This window comes from Neptuniibacter sp. QD72_48, from assembly GCF_047778065.1.
GTDB lineage: Bacteria > Pseudomonadota > Gammaproteobacteria > Pseudomonadales > Balneatricaceae > Neptuniibacter.
In genome coordinates this window covers 3608815-3634985 of the sequence record NZ_CP180547.1, presented here as the reverse complement: position 1 = coordinate 3634985, position 26171 = coordinate 3608815, and the positions used below count along the sequence as shown (strand labels likewise).

25 protein-coding genes are annotated in these 26171 nt (G+C 45.1%); 15 read left to right on the top strand and 10 right to left on the bottom strand.

Features of this window, described 5'->3' with window-relative positions:
• Positions 1–7 precede the first annotated feature (7 nt).
• Positions 8–949, top strand: a complete 942-nt coding sequence (locus ACMXYX_RS16775) for a diguanylate cyclase domain-containing protein (protein WP_415906297.1) — start codon at positions 8–10, stop codon at positions 947–949.
• On the opposite strand, the gene ACMXYX_RS16770 is transcribed toward ACMXYX_RS16775, so the two are convergent.
• Both ACMXYX_RS16770 and ACMXYX_RS16765 read right to left on the bottom strand, forming a co-directional pair.
• Entirely contained in the window at positions 928–3387 is a 2460-nt protein-coding gene (locus ACMXYX_RS16770; RefSeq protein ID WP_415897147.1) for an ABC transporter permease, read from the bottom strand. The two genes, ACMXYX_RS16775 and ACMXYX_RS16770, sit on opposite strands and share 22 nt — an antisense overlap.
• Complete coding sequence (locus tag ACMXYX_RS16765; RefSeq protein WP_415897146.1) at positions 3384–4073, bottom strand: ABC transporter ATP-binding protein; 690 nt, start codon at positions 4071–4073, stop codon at positions 3384–3386. The genes ACMXYX_RS16770 and ACMXYX_RS16765 overlap by 4 nt, the downstream gene beginning before the upstream one ends.
• A 10-nt stretch (positions 4074–4083) precedes the next feature.
• Here ACMXYX_RS16765 and ACMXYX_RS16760 point away from each other — a divergent pair, with 10 nt between their 5' ends.
• Positions 4084–4683, top strand: a complete 600-nt coding sequence (locus ACMXYX_RS16760; RefSeq protein WP_415897145.1) for an arylesterase — start codon at positions 4084–4086, stop codon at positions 4681–4683.
• Between the two features lie 100 nt (positions 4684–4783).
• Here ACMXYX_RS16760 and ACMXYX_RS16755 read toward each other — a convergent pair whose 3' ends face one another.
• Entirely contained in the window at positions 4784–5365 is a 582-nt protein-coding gene (locus ACMXYX_RS16755) for a superoxide dismutase (protein ID WP_415882797.1), read from the bottom strand.
• A gap of 307 nt (positions 5366–5672) precedes the next feature.
• Here ACMXYX_RS16755 and ACMXYX_RS16750 point away from each other — a divergent pair, with 307 nt between their 5' ends.
• Positions 5673–5957 carry a hypothetical protein gene (locus ACMXYX_RS16750; protein WP_415886206.1) on the top strand — a complete coding sequence of 95 codons (285 nt, stop codon included), beginning with the start codon at positions 5673–5675 and terminating at the stop codon, positions 5955–5957.
• A 57-nt stretch (positions 5958–6014) separates the two neighbouring features.
• Here the strand turns inward: ACMXYX_RS16750 and cysQ are convergent, their stop codons facing one another.
• Together cysQ and nudE are read right to left on the bottom strand one after the other, a co-directional pair.
• A complete protein-coding gene (gene cysQ, locus ACMXYX_RS16745) occupies positions 6015–6851 on the bottom strand; it encodes a 3'(2'),5'-bisphosphate nucleotidase CysQ (RefSeq protein WP_415897144.1) in 837 nt (278 codons plus the stop codon).
• A 49-nt stretch (positions 6852–6900) separates the two neighbouring features.
• Complete coding sequence (gene nudE, locus ACMXYX_RS16740; protein WP_415897143.1) at positions 6901–7446, bottom strand: ADP compounds hydrolase NudE; 546 nt, start codon at positions 7444–7446, stop codon at positions 6901–6903.
• Between the two features lie 31 nt (positions 7447–7477).
• Here nudE and yrfG point away from each other — a divergent pair, with 31 nt between their 5' ends.
• Positions 7478–8134 (top strand): GMP/IMP nucleotidase, encoded by a 657-nt coding sequence (gene yrfG, locus ACMXYX_RS16735; protein WP_415897142.1) that lies wholly within the window; start codon positions 7478–7480, stop codon positions 8132–8134.
• Positions 8131–8541 (top strand): ribosome-associated heat shock protein Hsp15, encoded by a 411-nt coding sequence (hslR, locus tag ACMXYX_RS16730; protein WP_415886198.1) that lies wholly within the window; start codon positions 8131–8133, stop codon positions 8539–8541. The genes yrfG and hslR overlap by 4 nt, the downstream gene beginning before the upstream one ends.
• Before the next feature lie 53 nt (positions 8542–8594).
• Here hslR and ACMXYX_RS16725 read toward each other — a convergent pair whose 3' ends face one another.
• Positions 8595–9377, bottom strand: coding sequence for a phosphatase PAP2 family protein (locus ACMXYX_RS16725; RefSeq protein WP_415897141.1), 783 nt, complete (start codon positions 9375–9377; stop codon positions 8595–8597).
• Between the two features lie 111 nt (positions 9378–9488).
• Between ACMXYX_RS16725 and hslO the strand changes: the two genes are divergently transcribed.
• From hslO to ACMXYX_RS16705, 4 genes are all read left to right on the top strand, one after another.
• Positions 9489–10358, top strand: a complete 870-nt coding sequence (gene hslO, locus ACMXYX_RS16720; RefSeq protein ID WP_415897140.1) for an Hsp33 family molecular chaperone HslO — start codon at positions 9489–9491, stop codon at positions 10356–10358.
• A gap of 209 nt (positions 10359–10567) precedes the next feature.
• Positions 10568–12115, top strand: a complete 1548-nt coding sequence (locus ACMXYX_RS16715; RefSeq protein WP_415897139.1) for a phosphoenolpyruvate carboxykinase — start codon at positions 10568–10570, stop codon at positions 12113–12115.
• Between the two features lie 125 nt (positions 12116–12240).
• On the top strand, positions 12241–13194 hold the full coding sequence (locus tag ACMXYX_RS16710) for an alpha/beta hydrolase (protein WP_415897138.1): 954 nt from the start codon (positions 12241–12243) through the stop codon (positions 13192–13194).
• Between the two features lie 38 nt (positions 13195–13232).
• Positions 13233–14321 carry a poly(3-hydroxybutyrate) depolymerase gene (locus ACMXYX_RS16705; protein ID WP_415897137.1) on the top strand — a complete coding sequence of 363 codons (1089 nt, stop codon included), beginning with the start codon at positions 13233–13235 and terminating at the stop codon, positions 14319–14321.
• 7 nt (positions 14322–14328) lie between these two features.
• Here the strand turns inward: ACMXYX_RS16705 and ppx are convergent, their stop codons facing one another.
• A complete protein-coding gene (gene ppx / locus ACMXYX_RS16700; RefSeq protein WP_415897136.1) occupies positions 14329–15843 on the bottom strand; it encodes an exopolyphosphatase in 1515 nt (504 codons plus the stop codon).
• Between the two features lie 300 nt (positions 15844–16143).
• On the opposite strand from ppx, the gene trxA reads away from it, so the two are divergent.
• The 6 genes from trxA (at position 16144) to ACMXYX_RS16670 (ending at position 22807) form a co-directional block, all read left to right on the top strand.
• The gene (gene trxA, locus ACMXYX_RS16695; RefSeq protein ID WP_415882785.1) at positions 16144–16470 is read left to right on the top strand and encodes a thioredoxin TrxA; all 327 of its coding nucleotides are present in this window, start codon (positions 16144–16146) and stop codon (positions 16468–16470) included.
• Positions 16471–16700: 230 nt separating this feature from the next.
• On the top strand, positions 16701–17960 hold the full coding sequence (rho, locus tag ACMXYX_RS16690; protein ID WP_007021413.1) for a transcription termination factor Rho: 1260 nt from the start codon (positions 16701–16703) through the stop codon (positions 17958–17960).
• Positions 17961–18023: 63 nt separating this feature from the next.
• On the top strand, positions 18024–19502 hold the full coding sequence (ubiD, locus tag ACMXYX_RS16685) for a 4-hydroxy-3-polyprenylbenzoate decarboxylase (protein ID WP_415897135.1): 1479 nt from the start codon (positions 18024–18026) through the stop codon (positions 19500–19502).
• Positions 19503–19505: 3 nt separating this feature from the next.
• A complete protein-coding gene (locus ACMXYX_RS16680) occupies positions 19506–20552 on the top strand; it encodes a 2Fe-2S iron-sulfur cluster-binding protein (protein ID WP_415906296.1) in 1047 nt (348 codons plus the stop codon).
• Between the two features lie 263 nt (positions 20553–20815).
• Positions 20816–21445: a hypothetical protein gene (locus ACMXYX_RS16675; RefSeq protein ID WP_415906295.1), complete on the top strand. Its 630-nt coding sequence runs from the start codon at positions 20816–20818 to the stop codon at positions 21443–21445.
• A 138-nt stretch (positions 21446–21583) separates the two neighbouring features.
• On the top strand, positions 21584–22807 hold the full coding sequence (locus ACMXYX_RS16670) for an EAL and HDOD domain-containing protein (protein ID WP_415898268.1): 1224 nt from the start codon (positions 21584–21586) through the stop codon (positions 22805–22807).
• 49 nt (positions 22808–22856) lie between these two features.
• Here the strand turns inward: ACMXYX_RS16670 and ACMXYX_RS16665 are convergent, their stop codons facing one another.
• From ACMXYX_RS16665 to ACMXYX_RS16655, 3 genes are read right to left on the bottom strand one after another with little or no spacing between them, the layout of a single operon-like run.
• A complete protein-coding gene (locus tag ACMXYX_RS16665; protein ID WP_415897133.1) occupies positions 22857–24110 on the bottom strand; it encodes a heme biosynthesis HemY N-terminal domain-containing protein in 1254 nt (417 codons plus the stop codon).
• A complete protein-coding gene (locus tag ACMXYX_RS16660; protein WP_415897132.1) occupies positions 24110–25381 on the bottom strand; it encodes a uroporphyrinogen-III C-methyltransferase in 1272 nt (423 codons plus the stop codon). Before ACMXYX_RS16660 ends, ACMXYX_RS16665 begins: the two co-directional genes overlap by 1 nt.
• The gene (locus tag ACMXYX_RS16655; RefSeq protein ID WP_415897131.1) at positions 25378–26154 is read right to left on the bottom strand and encodes a uroporphyrinogen-III synthase; all 777 of its coding nucleotides are present in this window, start codon (positions 26152–26154) and stop codon (positions 25378–25380) included. Before ACMXYX_RS16655 ends, ACMXYX_RS16660 begins: the two co-directional genes overlap by 4 nt.
• Positions 26155–26171: the final 17 nt, after the last annotated feature.

Below are 26171 nucleotides of genomic sequence, written 5' to 3'. Positions count from 1 at the left end.
GTCTCTTATGGATAACGTAAAGGGGCATGTACTGGTTGTAGATGATGAAGCAGTTAACTGTAATGTACTTGTTTCCCTACTGGATGATTATAAAGTTATCGTTGCTAAGAGTGGTGTAAAAGCGATCTCACGTGCCCGTGAAAACCCACCAGATATCATTCTCTTAGATGTGGTTATGCCAGAGATGAACGGCTATGAAGTCTGTTCAATCTTGAAAGCCGATGAAACCACATGTCACATCCCGATTATTTTTATCACTGTGAAATCAACTATTGAAGAGGAAACTCAAGGTCTTCAATTAGGTGCAGTGGATTATATATCTAAGCCCTTCAGCCCCGCGATCGTTCAGGCGAGAGTGCATAATCATATTCAACTTAAAAAACAGAGGGATATGTTGGAAGCTCTGAATGTCACAGATAGCTTGACTGGGATAGCTAATAGACGTCATTTTGATCTAGCTATGAATCAGTATTGGCAAGCTGCTTGTCGCACGTCGAGTCCCGTAGCGTTATTAATGATCGATATTGATCATTTTAAACAATATAACGATCACTATGGGCATCAGTTGGGTGATGAGTGTTTGGCTCTGGTTGCACAAACTCTTGATAGGCAGTGTGATCGGGACTTGGATCAAGCTTGTCGATATGGTGGGGAGGAGTTCGCTGTTATTTTACCGTACACCGATAAATCAGGTGCGGTGAAAGTGGCAGAACGAATTTTAAGGGCTATCCGAGCATTAAAGATTCCGCATAAGGGGTCCGATACTGCTCAGATGGTGACGGTCAGTATTGGGCTATCAGTCAAAGAAGCGGTTCCATCATTGGAGTTGGAGAGCTTGATAGCAAGGGCTGATCAAGCTCTGTATGCTGCTAAAAACGGGGGTAGAAACTGCTGCCACCACTTGGATGCACCTGAGTTAACAGTACATCATCGCGAAGCTAGTGTTTGATAGCTTTGGCTTAAGCTCTGTTGACGATGGCTAAAGTGCCCAATCAGAATAAATAGACCGCTGCTCAGTATTGGTAATAGACACCAGAGTATCGGATGCAAAACCGGTGATAGATTCAACAATTGCTGGTGGATCGGCCACAAGCTAGCTTCGGAAATAATTACCGCCAGTACACCACTAATCCCGCCAATCAATCCCATTTCCAAACGATCAAGTTGCTTACACTGTTTTTGGCTCGCGCCTAAGGTAAGCAGAAGCGCGTTTTCATGACGACGTTGTTCAAGTTCTTGGGTCAGCGTTACATAGAGTAAAACTAAACCTGATGCTGTTGTCAGCAACATCAGTAAGCTTGAGAGTAGGGAGAGCTTACTGAGTAATGTTTGTAGCTGCGACAGAATTTGCCGAACATCGATCAGTGTTAGAGTCGGGAACTGTTGTAGCAGAGAGCGGCTAACCTCTGCGCTTTTATCACCTAGATAAAAACTGGTTAGGTAGCTAGGCGAGTAAGGCTCCAAAATGTCGGGGCTGAAGATATAGTAAAAGTTAGGTTGGAAAGAGTCCCATCTGACAGAACGAATACTGGTGATCTCAGCGCTGGCTTCGCGGCCCGCAATATCAAAAGTGACGCTATCGCCGAGTGTTAAGCCCAGTTCAGATGCGAGCTTTTGTTCGATAGATACACTTTGAGAGCTGTTCCACTGTCCAGATATAAGCTCATTATGCGCTGGGAACTGCTCCGTCGCTGTTAGGTTCAACTCACGTTTTAGCGAAGGCTGCTCTAACTGTTCAGGCGTGAGTGCCTCCGCTAATGGTTGGCCATTGACCTTGCTTAAGCGACCACGATAGATCGGCCAGAGCTGATTATCGATCTGCTGTGCTGTTAACAAGGTTTCAACTTCCGGTTTCTCCCAATCTTGAATGTTGATGAGGAAGTGGTCCGGCGTGTTTTCGGGTAACTGTTCTTGCCAGCGGCTAAGCAGATCATTTAGTGCAACTAAGTTAATACTCAACAATGCAAATAGCAGGCAGATCACCGGAATTTGGATTCGATACCAGCGCTGTTGTTGCTGCATGCGGCTGACCAACATCTGTCCTAGCGGATGATGCTTAGATAATCTCTTTGAGCTCCATTGCGCGATAAAAGCGCCGAGCCAGCCCAGAAGACTACCTAAGATAAGCAAACTCAGAGTAAGACTGAGGGTGAGCCACAAGCTGTTTAAGTAGCTGCTAGTAAATAGCAGTAAGACAATAAACGCGCAAAAATAAGGTAACTTGCCACCCCACTTCAGAGGCGAAGGCTGGTTTTGGAATAGCTGTGTCGGTGTGCTTTTCTGTAGTAACAGAAGGTTAGGCAACCCAAGGGTGACAATAATGGCAATGCCTAATGCAGGCCCTGTGAGGTAGGTTGTGTAAGCGGCTGTAGGTACTGGTTGAGGTAACAGTTCGTTTAGAAGTTGTAGGCCAGAGGCTTCCAATATAACTGCTAGAGCAATACCTACAAGGCTACATAGAAACCATGCGTATCCTAGTTGGGCAAGATACATTAGTAACAACTGACGATTACTGACCCCTAAGCTTTTTAGCAGAGCTGCGCGTTTACTTTGGCTCTGTGTGAAACGGCGTAAACTTAGGAAAATTGTCATGGCTGCAATCAGCAAAGCAAATAGCGCACCTAAACGCAGATAAGAAGAGGCTTTCATTAACGCACTATTTTGTTGGCCTTCTTCGCTTTTTAGTGACGTGATCTGCTCGCCGGTTTGTTTATTTTCTTGTAGATAGCTTTCTAATTGTGCGATTTGCTGGGCGTCGCCACTAAATAACTGACGATAATGCACACGTGAGCCGGGGCCCAAGAGTTCGGTACTTTGTAGGTCCGAGTGGTTGATAATAATTTGTGGGTTAAAGCTAATAAAACCGCGCCCACGATCGGGTGACGCAATTACAGTGCGAGTTAAAACAAACTCTTTTGAACCTAACGTCAGTTTATCGCCGGGCTCGAGTTTTAAGCGTTCAAATACGCCTTGCTCAGCCCAGGCTTCTCCCATACTGGGTAATTCTGTTTGTGCGGGCTGATCTAACGAAATTTGTCCGCGAGGGTAGGGAGCACTCAACGCTCTTACACTGACAAGAACAAAGTTATCACCTTGGTTCGCCATACTGGCGATCTGCGTGACCGAAGTGTGCTCCAGAGCCATCTCTTCAGCCAGCGAGAGCGTTTTTTCAGAAAGAGGGCGGCTGTTACTCAGAACTAAGTCAGCGCCTAAAAGCGCACTGCCTTGTCTCTCGAGTGTTTGTTCAATCCGTTCACCTAATACAGCCATCAGGCTAGCAATGGAAATCGCCAGTAAGAGAGCTAGTAGTAGTGATCGCCACTCACTTAACTTGATATTGCTTAAGCTATGTTGCCCAGCTATTTTCAACAGAGTGGTAAGGTTCATTCGGATAACTCTTGCAGTTCGCCATTATGCAAGCGCAATGCTCGACTGCAGCGTTCTGCTAAGAATGAGTCATGGGTAATCAGAATCAGCGTCGTGCCTTGCGCTTTGTTTAGATCAAAAAGCTGCTGGATGATCTGCTCACCGGTGTGTTCATCTAAGTTGCCGGTAGGCTCATCAGCAAACAGTAGGGTGGGATTTGTGGCAAAACTGCGGGCGATCGCAACCCTTTGTTGTTCGCCACCGGATAGCTCGGCAGGTTTGTGATTCAGTCGTTTACTCAGGCCTACTTTGCTTAGCCAAATTTCTGCTTCTTCAGCGGCTTCTTTATGATTGCGAATCTGCAGAGGCAGCATGACATTTTGTTGGGCGGTTAGGTCTGGTAGCAGGTGAAACGATTGAAATACGAAGCTGATATGCTGGTTACGAAAATCTGCCCGTTGTTGGTCGTTCAGCGTATTGAGGTCTGTATTATTCAGTAAAACATGACCAGAACTAGGGTGGTCTAATCCGGCTAGCAGCGATAGCAATGTCGATTTACCTGTGCCTGAAGGGCCGACGATAGCAACGCTCTCTCCCCGCTTAATCTCCAGATTGATATCACTGAATAGATCAACGGCTCCTGCTTGAGTCTGAAACTGTTTTGCGAGATGCTGAGCACTAACGACTGTGTCTGTATCAATTGCCATAGGTTCTTCCGTGCGTAAAACGATTGCCTTTCTATTATTCGTATTTCTGACCGTTCCGGTTCAAGCGCGTTCCCTAATTGTTTTAGGAGATAGCCTATCTGCTGCCTATCAGATGGACCTAGAACAAGGTTGGGTACATTTGTTACAGCAGCGTTTAGATCAACAAGGCTATGCGCTTGAAGTGATTAATGCCAGTGTTAGTGGCGATACAACGCAAAATGGCATCGCACGATTGAACTTGCTGCTAAAACAAACTGAACCAGAGATTGTGGTTATCGAATTAGGCGGGAATGATGGCTTACGCGGCACTCCGCCGGTTGCGATCCAAAGAAATTTAGGGCGTTTGATCGATATGGCTCAAAATAATGGAGCGAAGGTTCTGTTGCTTGGTATGCAGCTCCCTCCAAACTACGGTAAAGCCTACACCCAGCGCTTTAGCGAAATTTTTTCGACTGTGGCGTCTAACAAAGACGTAGCTTTAGTGCCTTTCTTTATGGAGCAGGTTGCCCTGTTTCCTAAGCGTATGCAGGATGATGGAATTCATCCTAGTGCGGCTGGTCAGCCTTATCTGTTAGATACGATGTGGCCTTATTTAGAGCCATTATTGTAGTAATCCGAGCTTAGCTGTCTTCCGTAGCGCTCGTTTAAGACTATCACGCACAAAAAAGGCCGATACGTTTCCGCATCAGCCTTTTAAAAGTTACGATAACTTATGCAAAGTTAGCGTTTACGAATTCCCAGTTAACTAGCGCCCAGAAACCTTTTAGGTAATCAGGACGAACGTTACGGTAATCGATGTAGTAAGCGTGTTCCCATAGGTCAACAGTTAGCAGTGGAGTCTGACCTTCAGTTAGAGGGCAACCAGCGTTGCTAGTGTTAACGATATCGATAGAGCCGTCAGCGTTTTTAACCAACCAAGTCCAGCTAGAACCGAAGTTGTTAACTGCTTTGTCGTTTAGAGCTTCTTGGAATGCTGCGAAAGAACCCCATTTAGCGTTGATAGCATCAGCAATCGCGCCAGTTGGCTCACCACCACCGTTTGGAGATAGGCAGTTCCAGTAGAACGTGTGGTTCCAGATCTGAGCAGCGTTGTTGAATACGCCGCCAGCAGGAGCGGAAGTGATGATCTCTTCTAGAGTTTTACCTTCGTACTCGGTACCAGGAACTAGACCATTTAGCTTAACAACGTAAGTGTTGTGGTGTTTGCCGTGGTGGAAGTCTAGCGTTTCAGCAGAGATGTGTGGTTCCAGAGCGTCCTTTGCATAAGGTAGCGGCGGAAGTTCAAAGCTCATAAGTGTCACCTTATTCGTGTGTCGTAAAGACTTATTGTCAGAGATTACCTGCGTATCCGTATGCTCACACGATTGGCAGGTAATTATTAATTATCCAAAGCACGGAAATAATAGCACCCAAGAGTGATTATTTCATGGTACAAAAAGTGTGCTTATTTAATGTTCTTTTGTTACGAACTACCTAGTTATATTGGTTCATAATTCATTTTTTAAAGGGCTGCGACTAAAGTTTGCTGAAACTGTCATGTTTTAACCCTAGAATGACAGGCCTGTATTTTTATAACTATAAAAAAGTGACTGTTAGAAGATGTATAAAGTTTTAATTTGGATCTCTGTGGTATCTCTGGCAATTCTGGTCGTTAAAACTCAGTTTTTAGCGTCTGATACGTTTGTGCCGTTTAAAGAAGACTGCATGAAGTTAGCGGGTGCTACAGAGGAGCGTTGTGACTGCTTCTCTAAATATGTACATAAGCACTTTAGCGATAATGAAGTAAAACTGATCCGTGCTAACCAACTGAGCAACCCTGACTTTAAATTTAAAGTGGAAGAAGTTCTGGCGCGCGCTAATCAGTCTTGTGCGGCTGAAAAATAAGTCCTATCTACTCAACTAGCTGGGATAGTTAAACTCTATCCCAGCTACTTTTGACCTCTATCCGTTTTGAGAGCTACTCGCTAGATGGTTTCTTAACACTTCTAACGGGAATTGCGGATCACCGCAGGCAAAGAAATACGGATTCTCTAAAGACTCGCGTAAGTTATAGGTGAGGCCCTCGAGCGTTTCGGCGTTGACTAAGCGCCCACCGGCTGCTTCTAGAATAGCTTGGGCTGCTGCCGTATCCCATTCACTGGTGGGATAAAGGCGTGGGTAAAAATCGGCTATACCTTCAGCGATTAGACACATCTTTAGAGAGCTCCCCATCCCTCGATGGCTAATCTGTGAAAACTGTTTGGCTATCGGCAACATCAGGTTTTCGTTGGCTTCTTGGCCATGCCTACGGCTGGATGCGACGATTAGGTCTTTGCCCAGAGGCCTGCTTCTGATTTGCGCTGGAGCTTGCCCATCTTCCTGTTTCCATGCGCCAATCTCGTTGCCTCCCCAATAGGCGACACCGCTAACGGGGACATATATAATGCCGAAGATCGGGCGGTTGTTTTCGATCAGAGCAATATTGATGGTGAATTCATCGTTGCGGTTAATAAACTCTTTGGTTCCGTCCAACGGATCGATACACCAAAATTGCTGCCAAACTTTGCGCTGTTGATAAGTTAATTCAGTGTCTTCTTCGCTCAGTTGCGGAATCTCGGGAGTTAGATCGCTGAGACCTGCCCGAATCACCTGATGTGCAGCGAGATCAGCTGCCGTAACTGGTGAGTGGTCTTCTTTAGCCGCAATCGAAAAATCATCGCGCTGATAAACTTTTAAGATCTCAGCGCTGGCTTGCTGACAAATACAGAGTAATGCTGAAGCTAAGTCGTGTTGGTTCATTATCTTACGGCCTTTTTGTTATTGGGTGTTGGCTGTATGAATGATGGTTCTAATTACGATTGAGGAAATCTCTGGCCATATAGAGCGCTGCAATTGCTCTACCTTCGGTAAAGTCATCGCTGGCTACCAGTTGTTCTATTTCGGCTAGCGGCCAACTGACAACTTCCATCTCCTCTGGTTCATCGCCTTGTAAACGACAAGGATAGAGATCTCTGGCAACGACCGCTGTAATGCTATGCCCCATATAGTTGGGTGCTGATGTCATTACTTTTAGCGTATCTAACTGGTTGCTACCAAATCCTGCTTCCTCTTTAAGCTCTCGATCTGCAGCGATATGAGCGTCTTCACCGGGATCAATCAGGCCTTTAGGTAGCGTCAGCGTGTAATCCTCAATACCTGCAGCGTACTCTTTGATCAGCAGTACTTCATTGTCTTCGGTCACAGGAATGATCATTACTGCACCGTTACCTCGATTGGCTAAGCGCTCATAAGTGCGTTCGGCACCATTAGAAAAGCGAAGTTCAACCTGCTCGACTTTAAATAAGCGTGTTTGTGCGGCAGTTGTAACCTTCAAAATTTCGGGTTTAACCGGCATACTGAGGTTTCCTCTTTACTTGGCCTGAAAAATGTTTGATTGGCAGAATATAGATACCGTCTTGCTGGATATGGACGGCACCCTTCTTGATCTACACTTTGATACCTATTTTTGGCTAGAACATCTACCCCTGCGATATGCGCAGATCCACAAAATGGATCAAGGTGAAGCTCGCAGTTGGTTGCATGAGCGTATCATAGAGCAGCAAGGAACCCTTAATTGGTATTGTTTGGATTATTGGACGCGTGAACTGAATGTGCCCATTACCGAGCTGAAATATGAGATTGCCGACAAGATCGCTTTTCGACCTCATGTGAAGGACTTTCTAGCTACCCTCAAAGGGCAGGGGGTTCGCACGGTTATTGTGACGAATGCTCATTGGGGAAGCTTGTCTCTTAAAATCGAGAAGACTGCGATCAATGATCTTGTGGATGAGGTGATTTGCTCTCATGACTTTGGATTGCCCAAAGAAGATCTCACTTTTTGGGACCGACTGCAGCAAGTAGAACCTTTTGATAAGTCCCGTACCTTGCTGGTGGATGATAGCTTTGCTGTACTTAAGAGTGCTCGGGAATATGGTATTAAGTATTTATTGTCGATCTACCAACCTGACAGCCAGCAACCTAAAAGAGAAATACATGACTATAGTGCTATAGAACACTTTGATGAGATTACCCCCAAGAAATGACAGATACAGAAGTAAAAGTTCGTCTTGATAAATGGCTTTGGGCCGCTCGTTTTTATAAAACCCGCGCTGTGGCAAAACAGATGATCGATGGTGGCAAGGTGCACTATAACGGTCAGCGTACCAAATGTAGCCGACACGTTGAGATCGGTGCTGTGTTAGAAATTCGTCAGGGTTTCGATGAGAAAGAGATCGTAGTGGTTGAACTCTCAGATAAACGTCGCGGTGCGCCTGAAGCACAAAAACTCTATAAAGAGACCGAAGCCAGCATTAAAAAGCGTGAAGAGCATGCGGCTCAGCGTAAGGCGATGGGTAGTAGTTTAAACCCTCGCAATCGACCTAATAAGAAAGAGCGTCGCCAAATTCGATCATTTAAAGATGGTGAACGCGGTATTTTTGATAAAGGTTAAGCTCTGACCGCATTGTTCAGGTGTATGCTGAACAATGCGGTTGATAAACCGGTTTAAGGTTTGAGAATCGGAAGCTGATTGAGTAGAGGGATCTTCGCTAGTAACCGTATTAAGGGTTGTAGTAATTTGTGAACTTTACTGGTCGCAATGTGCATAATTGGTGTACAGAAAGCCCAACTCAGGGTAATCATCGCTGAGAAAGCCCCGCCCACTAAATTGTCACTTGCCCAATGGGCTCCACCCACAACACGCGGAAGCATAAATAGCACGGCTAAAAATAGCGCGGACAACGAAAGCCAGCTGCGTGCATTAAGTATCATAAAGCCTGCCCAAGTTAGAACGACTGTGGCGTGATCTCCTGGGAAGGTCGAAGTTGCACTGTCTTTGGCAGGGATATCAGGAACAATCTGGCTAAAACGATAAGCTGGTTCTAGCAATAAGGTAGGGCTCTTACCACTTAACTCAGCAGCTTTGGTGAAATCAGCCACGCCTTCTCTGACAAAGAACATCAAGACAAGTAGTAGGATGAACCCAATGATTGCTTGCTGCAGGCGGTCGCGTTTTATACCAAAGCCCGGGAAGGTCAAACTCACCAGCATGATCGTTAGAGGGACCAAATCCATAATGCGGACATTCGCCCATGCCCAAAAACGGGTCCAGCCATTATCTTCAGACAGCGTGCCATTCAGAATAAAGAATAGGTTCTGGTCGATGCTGCGCCAGAAGGCGAAGCCTGTTTCTGTTACGAAAAAGCCAAACCAAGCAAACGCAAATAAATGCCCAAGGAAAAGGGCTTTAAAATTCCATGTCTGCCTGAAAACGGTGATATCGTTCATACTGCAAATACTGTCCCGAATTGTTAGACAGATATGATAAAATACCTGTATTGACTTGGGTACCTGTCTGGACCCTCTTATTTTCCACTTATAACTCGATAGAATCCTCTCATGAGTAATCCTGATCAGATTCAGCGTATCCTTTTCGATGAATTGGATATTCGCGGCGTTGTTTCCGGTGTACAGCAAACCTGTGCCGACTGTTTTGAAAACCATGACTATCCTGCTGTTATTCAGCAGGTGTTGGGTGAAATGTTAGCAGCAGTAAGCTTGCTTAGCTCGAACCTAAAATTTAAAGGTCGTTTAATTCTTCAAGCTCAAGGTCGAGGGAATGTTCGTGTGTTAATGGCGGAATGTAACCATGACCGCGATCTACGTGCGATTGCTCGTTACGAAGGCGAACTAGATGAACAAGCTAACTTTGTGGATCTATTACCGCAAGGTCAGGTTGTCCTGACCATCGAGCCGGAGCAAGGGCAGCCTTACCAAGGTATTGTGCCGCTAGATGGAAAAAATCTAGGCAAATGTTTAGAAAACTACTTCCTAAGCTCTGAGCAACTGCCAACCCAGATTCAGCTAGCTTCTGATGGTGAAAAAGCAGCAGGTATGATGCTGCAGGTATTGCCAGCGCAAGGTACCGGCGAAGAAGACTGGGATCGAGTCAGTCACTTAGCGTCCACGCTTAAAAGTGAAGAGTTATTAGAGTTGGATAACGAAACATTGTTGTACCGACTTTTCCACGAAGAACAATGTCGTCTATACGAACCGGATGAAGTTCGATTCAAATGTACCTGTTCTCGTCAACGCAGCGAAGCGTCTTTGAAGCTTGTCGAAAAAGCAGAACTTTTAGACGTATTGGAAGAACAGGGCAAAGTGGCTGTTAACTGCCAGTTCTGTAATGCGCAGTACGACTTTGATGCTGCAGATATTGAAGCATTGTTTGCTGAAAACGGCGCTTCAGGCGGCTCACAAGTACATTAAGCGAACTTATATTAGGTATTCTGGTGGTGAATTTGCTGTAAAATCAATCAAATAAGCCTGTTTTTGCGGCAGGTCAAATGCGAATTGATTTCAATAATGGCACAGCGTGCGATTTTTGTGCATAATACGCCTCCTTATAATTACGATACACCATAGCCTTACGCCTTATTAGGTAACGTTATTGGCGCCTATGCCAAGGGAACCCAGTAATGACCAAAGATTCTGTTAACATTGCACACCACAACTTAAGCCCAGCTAAGCTGGTTGAGAAAGCCATTGCCAACGGTGAAGGAACACTTGCTGACACTGGCGCATTGGTAGTGACAACAGGTAAACGTACCGGTCGTTCTCCGATGGATCGTTTCATCGTTGAAGAGCCAAGTACTGCTGATTCTATCGATTGGGGTAATATCAACCGCCCATTCGATTCAGACAAATTTGATGCGTTATGGACTCGCGTAGAAGAGTTCATCGCAGATAAAGAACACTTCGTGTCAAACGTACACGTTGGTTCTGATCCAAACCATTATCTTGCTGTAAACATGACTACTCAGACTGCATGGCAGAACCTGTTTGGTCAGAACCTTTTCATTCGTCCTGCGGAATACAATCCGAAGTCGAAAGAAGAGTGGCAGATCCTAAACGTTGCTGGTTTCGAATGTAATCCAGAGCGTGACGGCACTAACAGCGATGGTTGCGTAATCATCAACTTCGCTAAGCGTAAAGTTTTGCTAGCAGGCATGCGCTACGCTGGTGAAATGAAGAAAGCGATGTTCTCTGTACAGAACTTCCTGTTACCAGAGAAAGACGTATTGCCAATGCATTGTTCTGCAAACGTTGGTGATGACAACAGCACAACGCTATTCTTCGGTCTATCTGGCACAGGTAAAACAACTCTGTCTGCTGACCCTTCTCGTTACCTAATCGGTGATGATGAGCACGGTTGGGGCAAAGGCGTTGTATTTAACCTGGAAGGTGGTTGCTACGCTAAAACTATCAACCTAAGCCAGAAGAACGAACCAATTATCTGGGACGCTATCCGCTTTGGTGCGATCGTAGAGAACGTTGCTCTAAACGATGCACGTACAGCTGATTACGATGACACCTCTCTAACTGAGAACGGTCGTTGCGCATACCCGCTACAGCACGTTGAAAAACGTACTGTATCTAACATGGGTGAAGAGCCAGATTCTATTGTATTCCTAACATGTGACCTGACCGGCGTATTGCCACCAGTATCTATCCTGACTAAAGAAGCGGCTGCGTACCACTTCCTGTCTGGTTACACTGCACTTGTAGGTTCTACGGAAATGGGTTCAGGCGGTGGCATCAAGTCTACTTTCTCTACTTGTTTCGGTGCTCCTTTCTTCCCTCGTCCAGCGCACGTTTACGCTGAGCTTCTAATGAAGCGTATTGAAGAGTTCGGTTCTAAGGTTTACCTAGTAAACACTGGTTGGACTGGCGGTTCTTACGGTACTGGCGAGCGTTTCAGCATCCCAACTACCCGTGGCATCATCTCTGCAATCCAGAATGGTTCCCTAAACGGTGCTGAGACTGAGAAGCTAGAAGGTCTAAACCTAGAAGTACCAGTTTCGGTTGAAGGTGTAGACTCTACACTGCTTAACCCACGTAATACTTGGGCTGATAAGTCTGGTTATGATGCAACTGCTAACGACTTGATCGGTCAGTTCGTAGAGAACTTTAAGAAGTTCGACGGCGTATCTGAAGATATCATTGCAGCGGGCCCTAAACTATAAGCGGCTAGCTGGCATTTGAAAAAAACCTCGTATTTATACGAGGTTTTTTTTTGCTTAGAATCTCGAGTCAGTAGGAAACAACTAACCTACTGAGCTTAAAGGTGATAATAAATCAGGGAGTGATGATGAAAAATTTAAACAAAGTGGTTATGCATGTCTGTATAACGCTTATATCCTTTTGTTTTGCTCTTAACAATGCTTGGGCGGAAGCTAAGAAAATCACATATCAGGGGTATTCTCTTTATTCAGATGTGGAATATGGAGAAGATCCTTCTCAATCTTTTGATGTGTATACCCATGATGATTTTTCGAATGCGCCTGTTATTTTTATGGTGCATGGAGGGGCTTGGAGTTCAGGAGACAAAACATCAGTCAGCGTCGTTCACAATAAAGTGCTGCGTTGGCTGCCACAGGGTTTTGTATTTATCTCAGTTAACTATCGCTTGGTGCCTTCTGTTAGCCCGTTGGAGCAGGCCCAAGATCTTAAGAAGGCTATAGCTGTTGCCCAAGATAAGGCTCAGTATTGGGGAGCAGATTCTTCAAAATTTATACTGATGGGGCATTCAGCAGGTGCTCACCTTATGGCTTTGGTGTCATCTACCGTCTCTAATATCCAAACTTTGGGGGGAGTGCCTTGGCTAGGCACGGTTATATTAGATAGTGCAGCCTTAAATTTGCCAGAAATTATGCAGAGGGAACATTATAGGTTCTACGACAAAGCGTTCGGGTCAGAGGAATCATTCTGGTATCAAGCATCGCCTTTCCATCAATTGCAATCAGATGCCCAGCCTATATTGGCGGCGTGCTCTTCTCGAAGGGTTGATGCATGTATGCAGGCTGAGAGTTATATAGCTAGGGCTAATGAAGAAGGAATTCGTGCTTATGTTTTGAGTCGAAATTATTCCCATAAAAGCATGAATTCTAAACTAGGCGAAAACAATAGTTATACAAAGGATGTGGAGCTATTCATGTCTAGCCTAGATAAAGGTGTAAAAGATCTCTTATCAGGTATAGCTAATAAGAATGATGGGAAAGTGCGTCAGCTTCTTCAGATTATCATCGAAAGAAAAATGGGATGAATTCATTTTATTATGATCGAATGAGGCAGGAAGCGCCTATGAAGAAATTAATTAGTTTTGTTTTTTGTGTTTTTCTATCAAGCCTTGCCTTTGCCGAAGGTGGAAATAAGCAGGTTTTGCCGGCTTTAAATGCCTTGTCTGATCAAACCTCCATTTCAGGCTTATCATCAGGCGGCTTTATGGCTGCCCAGTATCATATTGCTTATTCAGAGAATCTAGTGGGTGCTGGGATCATTGCCGGAGGGCCGTGGAATTGTGTGGCGAGTATTCCCGGAAATGATCTGACGCCTAAGCTAGTGAGCGCCACCACAACCTGTATGGACCCCTGTAAATACAGTTGGTTTGGTTGTCCTGAATCTCAATACCCCAATAGCCGCTATTTATCTGAATTAGCTAAGACTGAAGCGGAGCGCGGCAGTATAGCTAGGTTGGAGAATCTTTCTGACGACAAAGTTTATATCTTCTCAGGTCTTAAAGATAAAACGGTGAAGCAGGTCGTGGTCGATCAGGCCGTGTCTTTCTATGAGTACTTAGAACTTGATGAAAGTGCTATTCGCTATGACAACAGAGTTGCTGCAGGACACGGATTTATTACCGATGATCTTGAAAACAGTCAATGCGGCTTGACAGAGAAACCATGGATTAATAATTGTGGTTTCTCTCAAGCGCGGCGCTTGTTAGAGCATATCTATGGCGAATTAGAGGTAGATGTTAAAGAGCTATCAGGTGGGCTGATTAAATTTGATCAAACACCATTTGATTCTGGTGATTACAGTAGTTTAGATGACATAGGTTATGTTTATATCCCTGAGGATTGTTGGACAGAATCTTGTCGAGTACATGTTGCGCTGCATGGCTGTCGTCAGGGGGCTGAATTCTTAGATGATAGGTTTGTAACGGGAACAGGGTATAACGAAACAGCGGATGCTAATCGGTTAATTATTCTTTACCCGCAAGTGAAACCATCTTCAATAATGCCCATGAACCCTCGTGGTTGTTGGGATTTTTGGGGATATAGTAGTAATAGCTTGCCGCCGTATCATTACTACAAAAGAAGTGCGCCACAGATGAAGGCGATCTATCAGATGGTTAAGCGCCTAACTTCGCAACCAGTCAATAAACATTAATGCTGTGTTAGCTGAATTTAAGCTTCATGTCGGCGTTTTCTAGATAGCTTGCTTCTTGCTCAAGCCCAGCTTCAGTCAATGGATGATGAGATAGCCACTCCTCTGGGAAGTTCATATGCAGTGTTTTGCCATCAAAGCTAAAAGTAATAGCCGGTAGGCGATCTGAAGAGCGACTGCGATGAAGTACTACTGCGAGCCTTAGAAGCACGCAAAGTCGACGATAAGGCTCTTGCAGGCGTTTCGGTAGTACCTTGAACTCATCTTTAGGAAATTTTCGGCGATGGCCGCGTACGAGAGTCGCTAGTTGTTGTTGTTCGCGGGTTGTAAAGCCGGGTAGATCAGAGTGACTAAGCAGATAAGCACTATGTTTATGGAACTGACTGTGCGCGATTGTTAAACCAATCTCATGGGTACGTGCTGCCCAACAAAGCATATCGTAGTGTTTCGACGAAAGGTGCCAGCTTTCCTTCAATTGCGCCCAAGCAAGCAGTGCGGTTTGTTCGACGCGTTCGGCTTGTTCTTGGTCAACATGGTAGCGCTGCATAAGTGCGGTAATGCTGCGATCACGCACATCTTCATGCTTTAAGCGACCTGCCATATCATAGAGAACACCTTCACGTAGTGCGCCTTCGGAGAAGCTTAGTTTCTCAAGATTTAGGGCTTCGAATATCCCGCATAAAATGGCTACGCCTGCAGTGAGGACGGTTTTACGTTCAGCTTTAATGCCGTTAATGTCGATATCGTTACTGTGTTTGAAGGTCAGCAGAAGATCTCTAAGTTGCTGCAGCCCTTCCCAGGTAATGGACTCTTGGCTGTAGCCATAATCCTGACAAATATTACGAACGGCTTTGATTGTGCCTGATGCACCTACTGCACTGTTCCAGCCTAGATTGCGATATTCTCGGACGATCGATTGCAGTTCTTGGCGAGCGGCTGTGCGAGCGCGTTTAAAGTTGGAGGCAGAGATAATGCCATCTTTAAAATAGCGTTTGGTATAGCTAACGCAGCCCATATGGAGGCTTTCCATTGTTCGGGGCTCAAAACGCTCGCCAATAATAAACTCGGTACTACCGCCACCAATATCAATGACTAAACGGGAGCCTTGATCATCTGCGAGCGTATGAGACACCCCTAAATAGATTAGGCGCGCTTCCTCACGACCTGCGATGATTTCAAGCGGAGTTTCTAGGATAGCTTCAGCTTCCTCAATAAACTCTCGACTATTCTTGGCTTCACGGAGAGCGTTGGTGCCAACGACTCTTACGGAATCTCTAGGGAGGTCTTTTACGCGCTGGGCAAAACGGCTGAGGCATTCAAGCCCACGTTGTTTTGCTTCATCTGTCAGGTAGCGCTTTTCATTGATGCCAGCGGCCAACTGAACTTTATCGGACATTAGGTCAATCGGGCGTATCTCGCCCTGATCAAGCTGCGCGACAACCATGTGGAAACTGTTAGATCCTAAATCAATGGCTGCTAAGCGTTGATCATCTTGTTTATCTGAAACAGTTGAAGGCTCTGTCATGCGTTATCGTCCTATGACCCGATATGTAAGGCTGAGCTAGATTACCAAAAGTACTGCGGTACTGCAGGTGCTTTTCATCTTTTGTTTTAAGGCTTTTAATTTATAAGGGTAGTCTACTGGAAATATGGCCTGACAGCCCCATGAAATGGGGTTTTATGGCGTTTGAGGTTTAAGCTTATAGCTAAATAATTGACCGCTATACTAGGGAATTACCCTTGTAGGCGTTACACAATAGGCGGCGAGGATGCTATTATCGGCAGTCTTATTGAAAAATAATGGGCGCAGCGGAGAAAAGTTCCCATGAGTGAAAACATTGTAAATGTTACAGATGCTTCCTTTGAGGAAGATGTTCTCAAAGCTGAAGGTGCAGTATTAGTTGATTACTGGGCTGAGTGGTGTGGTCCTTGTAAAATGATCGCCCCAGTTCTGGAAGAGATCGCTAAAGAATACGGTGACCAGCTGAAGATTTGTAAGCTGAATATCGATGAAAACAGCGAAACTCCACCAAAATTTGGTATTCGCGGTATCCCTACATTGATGCTTTTTAAAGGCGGAAATGTAGAAGCTACTAAGGTTGGCGCACTATCGAAATCGCAGCTTTCTGCGTTTATCGAAGCTAATCTTTAATAGATTGATACCTAGAAAGTGTAATGTAGCTCAAAACATTGCACTTTCTTACCTTCGCACTATAGACAGACCCTTACCTTCCTTCTATAGTGTTGCTTGTTTGGTCCTCCCGCTGAAATCTATTTCCTTCTTTTGTATTTTAAGCGAGAGCGTTTTGACCAACGTTCGACTTTCTTCTTAAATTCCATCCAAATATTAAAAATTAGCTTCGTGCTCATTTTCTTCAAACTATGAATCTTACCGAACTAAAAACAAAAAGCGTTCCCGAGTTACTTGAAATTGCCAAAGGCATGGGAATGGATAATCTGGCTCGTTCCCGTAAACAGGATGTTATTTTCGCTATCCTTAAGCGTCACGCGAAAGGCGGTGAAGACATTTACGGTAATGGCGTCTTAGAAATTCTGCAGGATGGTTTTGGTTTCCTGCGTTCCGCTGACTCCTCATACCTAGCTGGCCCGGATGATATCTACGTATCTCCAAGTCAGATTCGTCGTTTCAACCTGCGTACAGGTGACACGATTGCGGGTAAGATTCGTCCACCTAAAGATGGTGAGCGTTATTTTGCATTATTGAAAGTTAATGAAATTAACTACGATAAGCCTGATAACGCGAAGAATAAGATTCTTTTCGAAAACCTGACGCCTCTATTTGCGCAGGATCGTTTGCGGATGGAAATTGGTAACGGCAGTACAGAAGATCTGACTGCACGTGTTATCGATCTGGTTTGTCCAATGGGTAAAGGTCAGCGTGCTTTGGTTGTATCACCGCCTAAAGCCGGTAAGACCTTGATGCTGCAGAACATCGCTAACAGCATCACCCGTAACAACCCAGAAACTCACCTGATTGTATTGCTAATCGATGAGCGTCCTGAGGAAGTAACAGAGATGCAGCGTACCGTTCGCGGTGAAGTGGTTGCATCTACCTTCGATGAGCCACCATCACGTCACGTTCAAGTGGCAGAGATGGTTATCGAGAAAGCTAAGCGTCTAACTGAGCATAAAAAAGACGTTGTTATCCTTCTGGATTCCATTACGCGTTTGGCTCGTGCCTACAACACGGTTATCCCATCTTCCGGTAAAGTACTAACCGGTGGTGTTGATGCGCATGCTCTAGAGCGCCCTAAGCGCTTCTTTGGTGCTGCTCGTAACATTGAAGAGGGTGGTAGCTTAACAATCATCGCAACAGCATTGGTTGATACGGGTTCTAAGATGGACGAAGTTATCTTTGAGGAATTCAAAGGTACAGGTAACTCTGAAGTTCACTTGGATCGTAAAGTTGCTGAGAAACGTGTATTCCCAGCAATCAACATCCGTCGTTCTGGTACGCGTCGTGAAGATCTTCTTACATCCGAAGAAGAGCTACAGCGTATGTGGATCCTACGTAAGCTTCTAGATCCAATGGAAGATACTGCAGCGACAGAGTTTGTAATCGACAAACTGAAAGACTTTAAAACAAACGACGAATTCTTCCTTTCGATGAAACGGAAGTAAACCGGTTTGCGTATTAAAGGGTGAGCATCTGCTTGCCCTTTTTTATATCTACTAGGTCTGATTATGGCGACACCCAAATATAAAGATCTGCGTGACTTTATCCACATGCTTGAAGAGCGTGGCGAGTTAAAGCGCATTAAACAAGAGATTGATCCTAATCTGGAGATGACCGAGATTAGTGATCGTACTCTCAAAGCAGGCGGTCCAGCTCTGCTGTTTGAAAATCCTAAAGGTTCCTCTTATCCAGTGTTAGCTAACTTGTTTGGTACGCCTGAACGTGTAGCGATGGGTATGGGAGAGGAGTCTGTAGAAGCGCTGAGAGATGTAGGTAAACTCTTATCTCAATTAAAAGAGCCTGAACCACCTAAGGGTATGAAGGATGCTTGGGAAAAGCTGCCTATCTTTAAGCAAGTGCTCAATATGGGCCCCAAGCTGGTTAAGTCTGCGCCGTGCCAGAAACATGTGATTGAAGGGGATGATGTTGATCTAAATACCCTTCCTATTCAAACTTGCTGGCCGGGGGATGCAGCACCGTTGGTTACTTGGCCTTTGGTGATTACACGCGGCCCTAATAAAGAGCGACAGAATTTAGGGATCTACCGTCAGCAATTAATCGGTAAAAATAAACTGATTATGCGTTGGTTAGCACACCGTGGTGGTGCACTTGATTTTCGCGAGTGGAAACAGGAGCACCCGGGTGAAAAATTTCCGGTTGCCGTTGCTTTAGGTGCTGATCCAGCAACGATTCTAGGCGCAGTGACTCCAGTTCCTGATACCTTATCTGAGTATGCGTTTGCGGGCTTGCTGCGGGGTGGTAAGACTGAAATTACTCAATGTATTGGCAATGATCTTCATGTACCTGCTAGCGCTGAGTTCATCTTAGAGGGTTATATTGATCCGGCCGAAATGGCGGATGAAGGCCCATTTGGCGACCATACAGGTTACTACAACGAGGTTGATAGCTTCCCTGTATTTACGGTCGAGCGAATTACCCATCGCAGTAATCCGATCTATCACAGCACCTATACTGGACGTCCACCTGATGAGCCAGCGATCTTGGGTGTGGCGCTAAACGAAGTGTTCGTACCTATTCTGCAGAAGCAGTTCCCTGAGATCGTCGATTTTTATCTGCCGCCTGAAGGCTGTTCCTACCGTATGGCGGTAGTGACGATTAAGAAGCAGTATCCGGGCCATGCAAAGCGTGTGATGTTGGGTGTCTGGTCGTTCTTAAGACAGTTTATGTACACCAAATTCGTAATCGTTTGTGATGATGATGTGAATGCCCGCGATTGGAATGATGTGATCTGGGCGATCACTACGCGTATGGATCCTCAGCGGGATACCGTGATGATCGATAATACGCCGATCGATTATCTTGACTTTGCATCGCCAGTGTCAGGGCTCGGCTCTAAAATGGGCATGGACGCGACCAATAAATGGGAAGGTGAAACAACCCGTGAATGGGGGGAGCCTATTGTTATGGATCCCGAAGTTCAGAGTAAAGTAGACGATATCTGGGACGAATTGGGTATTTTAAAGTGATCTATGCCTAAGCATATTCTGATCGAAAATAACGGGGATGAAATTCCTTCCGAGTCAGATGAAACCCTGCTGGAAAGTCTGCATCGAGCAGGGTATAAAATGCGCGTCAGCTGTCGCAATGGTGTATGTGAAATTTGCGAAGTAAAGCTGCTTGAAGGCGAAATTAAACAACGCTATCCGGAACTGTATCTCTCTGTTGATAGCGTTCAAACTACTCGTAGTGCACCAAGTGTACTAGCATGTACATGTAAACCCTTAAGTGATGTAAGGGTCAGGATTGAAGGGTTAAAAAGCCCTGGAGAGTTATCTGTGAAAAAGCTCCTTTGTGATATTAAGGCATTTGAAAAGCTAAACCATGATGTGTACCGCATCCGCCTGCAAATGCCTGCAACGGCTTCTCTTTCTGCCGAATTTTATGCTGGTCAGTATTTAGATATCTTTTTGCCAGACGGTAAACAGGCTTCATTTTCTATTGGTTCTGCGCCAGATACAGGTCGTGATATCGAGTTACATATCCGTCATATGCCTGAGAGTGAAATGTCTAATGCGATTATCGGGCATTTAAAAAGCGAAAAAACGGTAGAGATTGAGCTGCCTAAAGGTGATTGCTACCTACAAGCTCATAAACTAAAGCCAAATACACGTTTAATTTTGGCTGCGGCAAGCACCGGCTTTGCGCAAGTGAAGAGCGTGGTAGAACACCTATTGGCTAATCAATTTGGTAACCCAATATATATCTATTGGGGCGCTTGTGTAGAAGAAGACATGTATTTGGAAAAGTTGCCAATGCAATGGGCTGCAGAACATCCAAATGTTCACTTTGAGCCTATTGTGAGCGAACCTGAAAATAGCCCTGGTTGGACAGGTCGTACAGGTCTTCTACCGGATGCTGTTCTAGAAGATTTTGCCGATTTTGACAATGTAGAAATCTTCGCAAGTGGCTCTCCGGGTATGGTTTATGCGTTGCTAGATGCGTGCGAACCACGTGGGTTTGACGAAGCGAATATGCACTCTGATGTATTTGCTTATGCACCAAGACCTAAGAGCTAATTCACCTCTTTATTAAAAAAGGAGCTTCTGGCTCCTTTTTTATTGCCCAATTGTCCTTAAAAGCGTGTTTTACACTAGCTAGATGTAACAAAGCTTTCTTATAAATGCTTTTCTGATCATTTTTTATTAGAATCCTCGGTTCGCGCTTACCCTAATCGCTTAGTTATGGATCTTTATCTGAACGGTTATCGATAAACGCCGAGCCAGAATTACGCTAGCTAGATGTTTTACCTGTTTCTATCAACTTACTTGGATGTATACAGATGCAATCATTCGCCGCCCTAATGATGCGTTCCCTTGTTTATCTGCTTTTTATGGCAGGTGTAGCAAATATCTTTGCAATGGAAGGTTACGCCTTATTGGCCGAGAGTAAGTACGATGAAGGTTCAGCGACAGAGTTGATGCATGATACGTTTGCTTTCGTTACCTGTATGTTGTTTTTAATCGGTGCTTATTACAGTGACACGTTGCGTCCAGCTGCCGTGGTTGTTGCAACGCTGAGTGGCATGATGCTGATTCGTGAGTTTGATGCCTTTTTAGATGAGAATATGTTTGATGGCGCATGGCAGACGCTGGTTTGTATCTTAATTGCGACATCGACTTTATATTTGATTAGGCAACATCACCCGGTTAAACCTTCCTTAATTGAATTCTCGAAACTGTCCAGTGCTGGTATCTATCTGAGCGGTATCTTGGTTGTATTGGTATTTTCACGTCTGTTTGGCCGCGGTTCCTTCTGGGAAGCGGTGATGGGTGATGGCTATGTAAGGGTCGTGAAGAATATTGTAGAAGAAGGAACTGAGCTTATGGGCTATACGATACTGGTTATCGCTGCGGTTGAGTTTCTGTGGCAGATAGTCAGTCAACGAAGAGCGAGCAATGCGTCTCGATAGACTATAGGTTATCAAAAAGTTCGGTAGAGTAAATAAAAGAGGAGCAGAGAGCTCCTCTTTTGCTTTTGGCTGGCAATAACTTCAGTAGCGGGATAAGCTTTATTAAATCCATAACTACCTCAGGGGCTTTTGAGTTCTATGGAAGGGCAAGGCTCTGAAGTATTGATGGTTCGGCAGCCCATCTTTGATCGGAATCTCAAGATCATTTCTTACCAGCTGCGCTATCAATATTCTGAATACATTGAAGACTCGCTATTTGACCCTGAAACGGAAGGGTCGATGCTAGTTATGCACACCTTTACTAGTCTGTTTCAAGACGGGCATATCAATAAAGTACCGGTCTTTCTGCCTTTTCCTAGTTCGATGTTACAGGAGGGTAGCTCTCTAGCATTGCCAAGAAAAGAGATAGTTATTGAAGTCCATCCAGATATAACGGTGACTGAAGAGGTTGTCTCTCACCTTAGAATGCTGTCTAAACAAGGGTACCGAATTGCTTTGGATGGGTTCTCAATGCAACCTCATCTCATCCCCTTAATTAAATTGGTCAATATCATCAAAATCGATTTTAGTTTGATGCATCGGGCTAAAATTAAAAAGCTAGTAGCCACGCTGAATAAAGCGAAAAAGACCGCATTAGCGCAAAATGTAGATGACTTTGAAACCCTACAGTTCTGTAAAAAGGTCGGATTTAAGCTGTTTCAAGGTGGTTTTATTAGTCGTCCAGTTAAGGTACTAGGGAAAGATGTTCCGGGTAATAGCGCGGCTTTAATGCAGCTTTTGCAACAGTTGCAGCGTCCAGATATTACGCCTTCAGAAATTGAAGAGCTGATTATTATGGACCCTAAGCTTAGTTTTAAGATTCTAAAGGTGGTTAATTCCGCTGCTTACCAGCAGAACCGTTCAATTGACTCGATGCAGCAGGCGGTGGTGATATTGGGGCATGACCAAATACGGAAGTGGGCGACTCTGATTACATTAGCCAGTAACCCTGATAAGCCTGAAGAGCTTGCTAGAAACCTATTGGTCCGTGGTCGTATGTGTGAGTTACTAGCAGAATCATCTGAATCATTGCAGCAAGACAGTGCTTTTATGGTGGGAATGATCTCTCAGTTAGACCTCTTATTAGATGTGGAAATGGATGAAATTTTGCGTCAGATTCCCCTAGATGACAGCATTAAGCATGCAATATCTGATTTTGAAGGCGATTTAGGTGGATTGCTGAAAGTTGTGATTGCTTTCGAAAAAGCGGATTGGGAAGAGGTTGAAACTTCTCCTTTTGGCAAAGAATTTTTTGATGTGGCCTATCGACATAGCCTGCATTGGGCAGAACAGGCGATGGAGGCATTAGTGCAAACCGAATAAATAAAAAAGGATGCTATACAGCATCCTTTTTTATGGTCTTGTAAGGCTATTAAGCGCTAGCTTTTTGCTCTACTGGCATTGGTAGTTCAGGTAAGCCTGATGCCACAATGCTTAGGTTTTCTTGTAGTAAACCTTGGGCCTTTTCATCTTCGCCTAGGTGGCGAAGTAGGCGCGTTAGCTCACCTAAAGTCTCTGGTTTTGCATCTAGCTCAAGACTTTGTTCAAAATACTTAACTGCCTGCCCCCAGTGCTCATTGCGCAGGGATAGACGGCCTAGCGTCAATAATAGTTCAGGGCTTTCGGCGTGAGCTTTCTGCCAGCTACGTGCACTATCAAGCTGCTTCTTGGCATTCTCGCCATTGATGCGGCCATACAACGTAACCAGTTTTTCGTCCCAGTTTTTCTTAATCAAGGAACGAAGGTTTTGCTCTGCACGATCTTCGGCGCCAAGAGAAACAAGTAGTTCGGTGTAGCGCTGAACGATTTCACCATTCTTAGTTTGCTCTGTCGGCAGATCAGACCAAGCATCGCTTAATGCTTTTAGGCGGTCTTCTTCACTGGTTTCCACAGGAAGCTTGCTAACACTGTCTTCAAGAATATGAGTACAGCATTCTGCGCTTAGTTCATATAGCTCTTCCGTTTTCAGCGCTTGGTGTTTACGCAGTGCAGGAATTAGTTGAGAAAGTGCTTTCCAGTCATTCAGACGAAGGTAAACATCTTTCAGCAACTTCATTACGTATGTGTTTTTAGGCGCGAGTGTGCGCAAACGTAGAAGTGTTGCTAGGCAAGGCTCTAGCTGACCACGAGATAGTTGAATCTCAGCTTGAGAGATAGCAACAGTTACTTCGGCTTCAGGCGTTGTGTTACGTGCCTTTTGTAGAAGTTCGTCAGCTGCAGCTTCATTGTTTTGCTCATGTGCAGCTTTTGCTGCAGCTAGGTAGTTTACTAGCGGCAGGTCAGAGCGCTCAGCGGCTTGTGCCAGCTGCTTCTGTGCTTGAGCCCAGTTGCCTTCAGATAGAGAAGTTAGACCTTTCAGCGTCTTACGACGGCTGATTAGCTGGTTTCTGTTATCTTTCCAAGCTTTTAGCTTAGTGGTTGGCAACTGAGTATGAGTGATTAAGTTTAATAGCCAGTGACCAATGACAAAACCTACAGCCAAAACGATGAGAAGAACCCACAGGCTGGTTTCGATCGTTGTTTGGTTATAAGCGATCAAGACATAGCCTGAATCTTTGATCATCATCTCACCGACGAATGCACCGCCAGCAAGAATGATCAGCAGAAGTAGGACAAGTTTTTTCATTATGAAGCCCCTTGTTCCTTAAGTTTTGTCATATGAGCAAGGTAGTTCTTCAGGCTGCGAAGAGAACCAGAAATATCTGGCATCTCAGCCGTTACTTTAACGCTCTTCAGCTCAGAAATACCGCGCAGCAAGCTTTGTGTAGTGCCGTCGCTTTGCTCGAAGTAAGTAGAAACCCAATCGTGCGCTTTGTTTAGGCTGGCATCATAAGATGACTGCTTGCGCTGTAGTAGAGCAAGCTGAGCTTGTTCTAGCATTAGGTGAAGATTTTGCTGTAGGTAGTATGTTTGCTGTGGTGATAGTAATGGTTCAATTGGCTCGTCACGGTGCTGGATAACCACAAGCTTGTTAAGTTTGTCGGTTGCTTTGCTCCATGATTCTTCTAGACCGGCAGTCCAAGACTCTTCGACCACTTCTGGCGTAACTTCTTCTAATAGATCAGGTAGCTTGTGCTGTTTAGAAATTGGGATTAAACGTAGATTTTGTACCTGATTGTTCAATGCGCCAAGCTGCAGGAATACGCCTTCTGTATCCAATACTGGTACTGCTTCTAATGCTGCGATATCAGCAGCTAAAGCCTTACGTACATCGTAAATGGAAACGTCGTCAGTCTCTTTAAGGATCTTGTCAGCAGATTTCAGTAGTTTCAGTGCACCTGCAGATGTTTGTTCCATCAGTACGCGCTGATTAGCGAGACGTAATAGATATTCCACTTCAGCCAGAAGCCAGTCTTTACGATTGGTTTTCTGGTTAGCTGTCACCTGTTGGATGCTTTTAGTAAGACGTGCTTGCAGTTCATCAATGTTGTTTTTGTCTGCTTGGCTTTGAGATTTTAGTTGGCCCAATGTTTGGTTCATGCCAGCTAAAGCTTGATCTACAGAGCCGCGAGCGTCGCTTAGAGAGGAGCTAACCTGAGCTTCAATTGCAGCGTTGTTCTGAGCAACGCTATCGCTCTGTTGTAGAGATAGCCAGTAAAGGTAACCAGCAGCACCTAAAGCGATGATAGAGATAGGCAGTGCTAGTTTGCCAGGCCATGTTGCAGGCTTCTTCTTTTTTTCTGCTTTTGGTTCAGTAGCAGATGGTTCTGCTGCAGCGACATTGTCTGCTTCAGCCGTTGTATCTTCTGCTTCTTTTTTAGTCTCTTCTACAGCGGCTTCTTCCTGTTCAGCGACTGCTTCAGTAGTCTCTTCAACCACTTCTTCAACAACCTCAGTTGCAGGTAAATCTTGAGTGGTTTTCTTGTCTTCCTGCGATTGTTTCTTTTTGTTGCTCATCTGTCGATTTCCGCAAAAGTCAGTGACTGCTTCAGGGTGTCGATCATTGCTTGATCGTCTGGCCCCGAGGCCGTGGTTACTCTGTTGAATCCAGCTGCTTCGGCAGCTTTTTTAATACGTTCACTGGGCACAACAAGATGACAGCGTAATAGTGAATCAGTGCTGAATTTCCCATTAGGGCGCTGTATCAAGTCCAGTAAATTGTCGAGTCCTGCGCCGCTGCTGATAAATATGGCATCTAATGGCCGAATAAAAAGGGCATCGGCAATATCAGCGTCGGAATATGCAGGACATTCACGGCGGTAGAGTTCAGCATAGCTAACCTCTGCTCCCCGTGCACGAAGTTCAGTGGCTAATTTTTCCCGTCCACCCTGGCCTCGCATAATTAAAATCTTATCGCCAGTAATCTGTTGTAGCGCCGGTGATGCTAATAGCGCTTCTGAATCGTACCCCAGAGGGCTGTGATAGGCATCTATACCATAGTTGTTCAATACAGCCGCACTCTGCTTTCCGATGGCTAGCCACTGTACGCCAAGTGGCAGTTGCGGCCAGTATAAGTCGATCCACTCATAACCAAGCTCTACCGCATTAGGGCTGATAAAAATGACATGCTGAAATAGATCTAGATCTAAAATGTGTTGTTTCAGCGGATGAAAGTTTTCATCAGTTTCAGAGATAGGTTGGATTTTGAGTAGCGGAAAGGGGATTGGTTCCGCGCCAAGGGCGCGGAGTTGTTCGGTAAGCTTTTGGGCCTGATGCTCAGGACGTGTCACCAGAACCCTAAGGTTGG

Coding starts and splice junctions, on each gene's coding strand:
- nudE (WP_415897143.1), bottom strand. CDS start 7,446: ATGCCGGTTAAACCCGAAATTTTGAAGGTTACAACTGCCGCACAAACA.
- ACMXYX_RS16710 (WP_415897138.1), top strand. CDS start 12,241: ATGAAAAATTTAAACAAAGTGGTTATGCATGTCTGTATAACGCTTATA.
- hslO (WP_415897140.1), top strand. CDS start 9,489: ATGAGTAATCCTGATCAGATTCAGCGTATCCTTTTCGATGAATTGGAT.
- ACMXYX_RS16670 (WP_415898268.1), top strand. CDS start 21,584: ATGGAAGGGCAAGGCTCTGAAGTATTGATGGTTCGGCAGCCCATCTTT.
- ACMXYX_RS16665 (WP_415897133.1), bottom strand. CDS start 24,110: ATGAAAAAACTTGTCCTACTTCTGCTGATCATTCTTGCTGGCGGTGCA.
- ubiD (WP_415897135.1), top strand. CDS start 18,024: ATGGCGACACCCAAATATAAAGATCTGCGTGACTTTATCCACATGCTT.
- hslR (WP_415886198.1), top strand. CDS start 8,131: ATGACAGATACAGAAGTAAAAGTTCGTCTTGATAAATGGCTTTGGGCC.
- ppx (WP_415897136.1), bottom strand. CDS start 15,843: ATGACAGAGCCTTCAACTGTTTCAGATAAACAAGATGATCAACGCTTA.
- ACMXYX_RS16725 (WP_415897141.1), bottom strand. CDS start 9,377: ATGAACGATATCACCGTTTTCAGGCAGACATGGAATTTTAAAGCCCTT.
- cysQ (WP_415897144.1), bottom strand. CDS start 6,851: ATGAACCAACACGACTTAGCTTCAGCATTACTCTGTATTTGTCAGCAA.
- ACMXYX_RS16770 (WP_415897147.1), bottom strand. CDS start 3,387: ATGAACCTTACCACTCTGTTGAAAATAGCTGGGCAACATAGCTTAAGC.
- ACMXYX_RS16660 (WP_415897132.1), bottom strand. CDS start 25,381: ATGAGCAACAAAAAGAAACAATCGCAGGAAGACAAGAAAACCACTCAA.
- rho (WP_007021413.1), top strand. CDS start 16,701: ATGAATCTTACCGAACTAAAAACAAAAAGCGTTCCCGAGTTACTTGAA.
- trxA (WP_415882785.1), top strand. CDS start 16,144: ATGAGTGAAAACATTGTAAATGTTACAGATGCTTCCTTTGAGGAAGAT.
- ACMXYX_RS16715 (WP_415897139.1), top strand. CDS start 10,568: ATGACCAAAGATTCTGTTAACATTGCACACCACAACTTAAGCCCAGCT.
- ACMXYX_RS16705 (WP_415897137.1), top strand. CDS start 13,233: ATGAAGAAATTAATTAGTTTTGTTTTTTGTGTTTTTCTATCAAGCCTT.
- ACMXYX_RS16755 (WP_415882797.1), bottom strand. CDS start 5,365: ATGAGCTTTGAACTTCCGCCGCTACCTTATGCAAAGGACGCTCTGGAA.
- ACMXYX_RS16775 (WP_415906297.1), top strand. CDS start 8: ATGGATAACGTAAAGGGGCATGTACTGGTTGTAGATGATGAAGCAGTT.
- ACMXYX_RS16680 (WP_415906296.1), top strand. CDS start 19,506: ATGCCTAAGCATATTCTGATCGAAAATAACGGGGATGAAATTCCTTCC.
- ACMXYX_RS16765 (WP_415897146.1), bottom strand. CDS start 4,073: ATGGCAATTGATACAGACACAGTCGTTAGTGCTCAGCATCTCGCAAAA.
- ACMXYX_RS16675 (WP_415906295.1), top strand. CDS start 20,816: ATGCAATCATTCGCCGCCCTAATGATGCGTTCCCTTGTTTATCTGCTT.
- yrfG (WP_415897142.1), top strand. CDS start 7,478: ATGTTTGATTGGCAGAATATAGATACCGTCTTGCTGGATATGGACGGC.
- ACMXYX_RS16750 (WP_415886206.1), top strand. CDS start 5,673: ATGTATAAAGTTTTAATTTGGATCTCTGTGGTATCTCTGGCAATTCTG.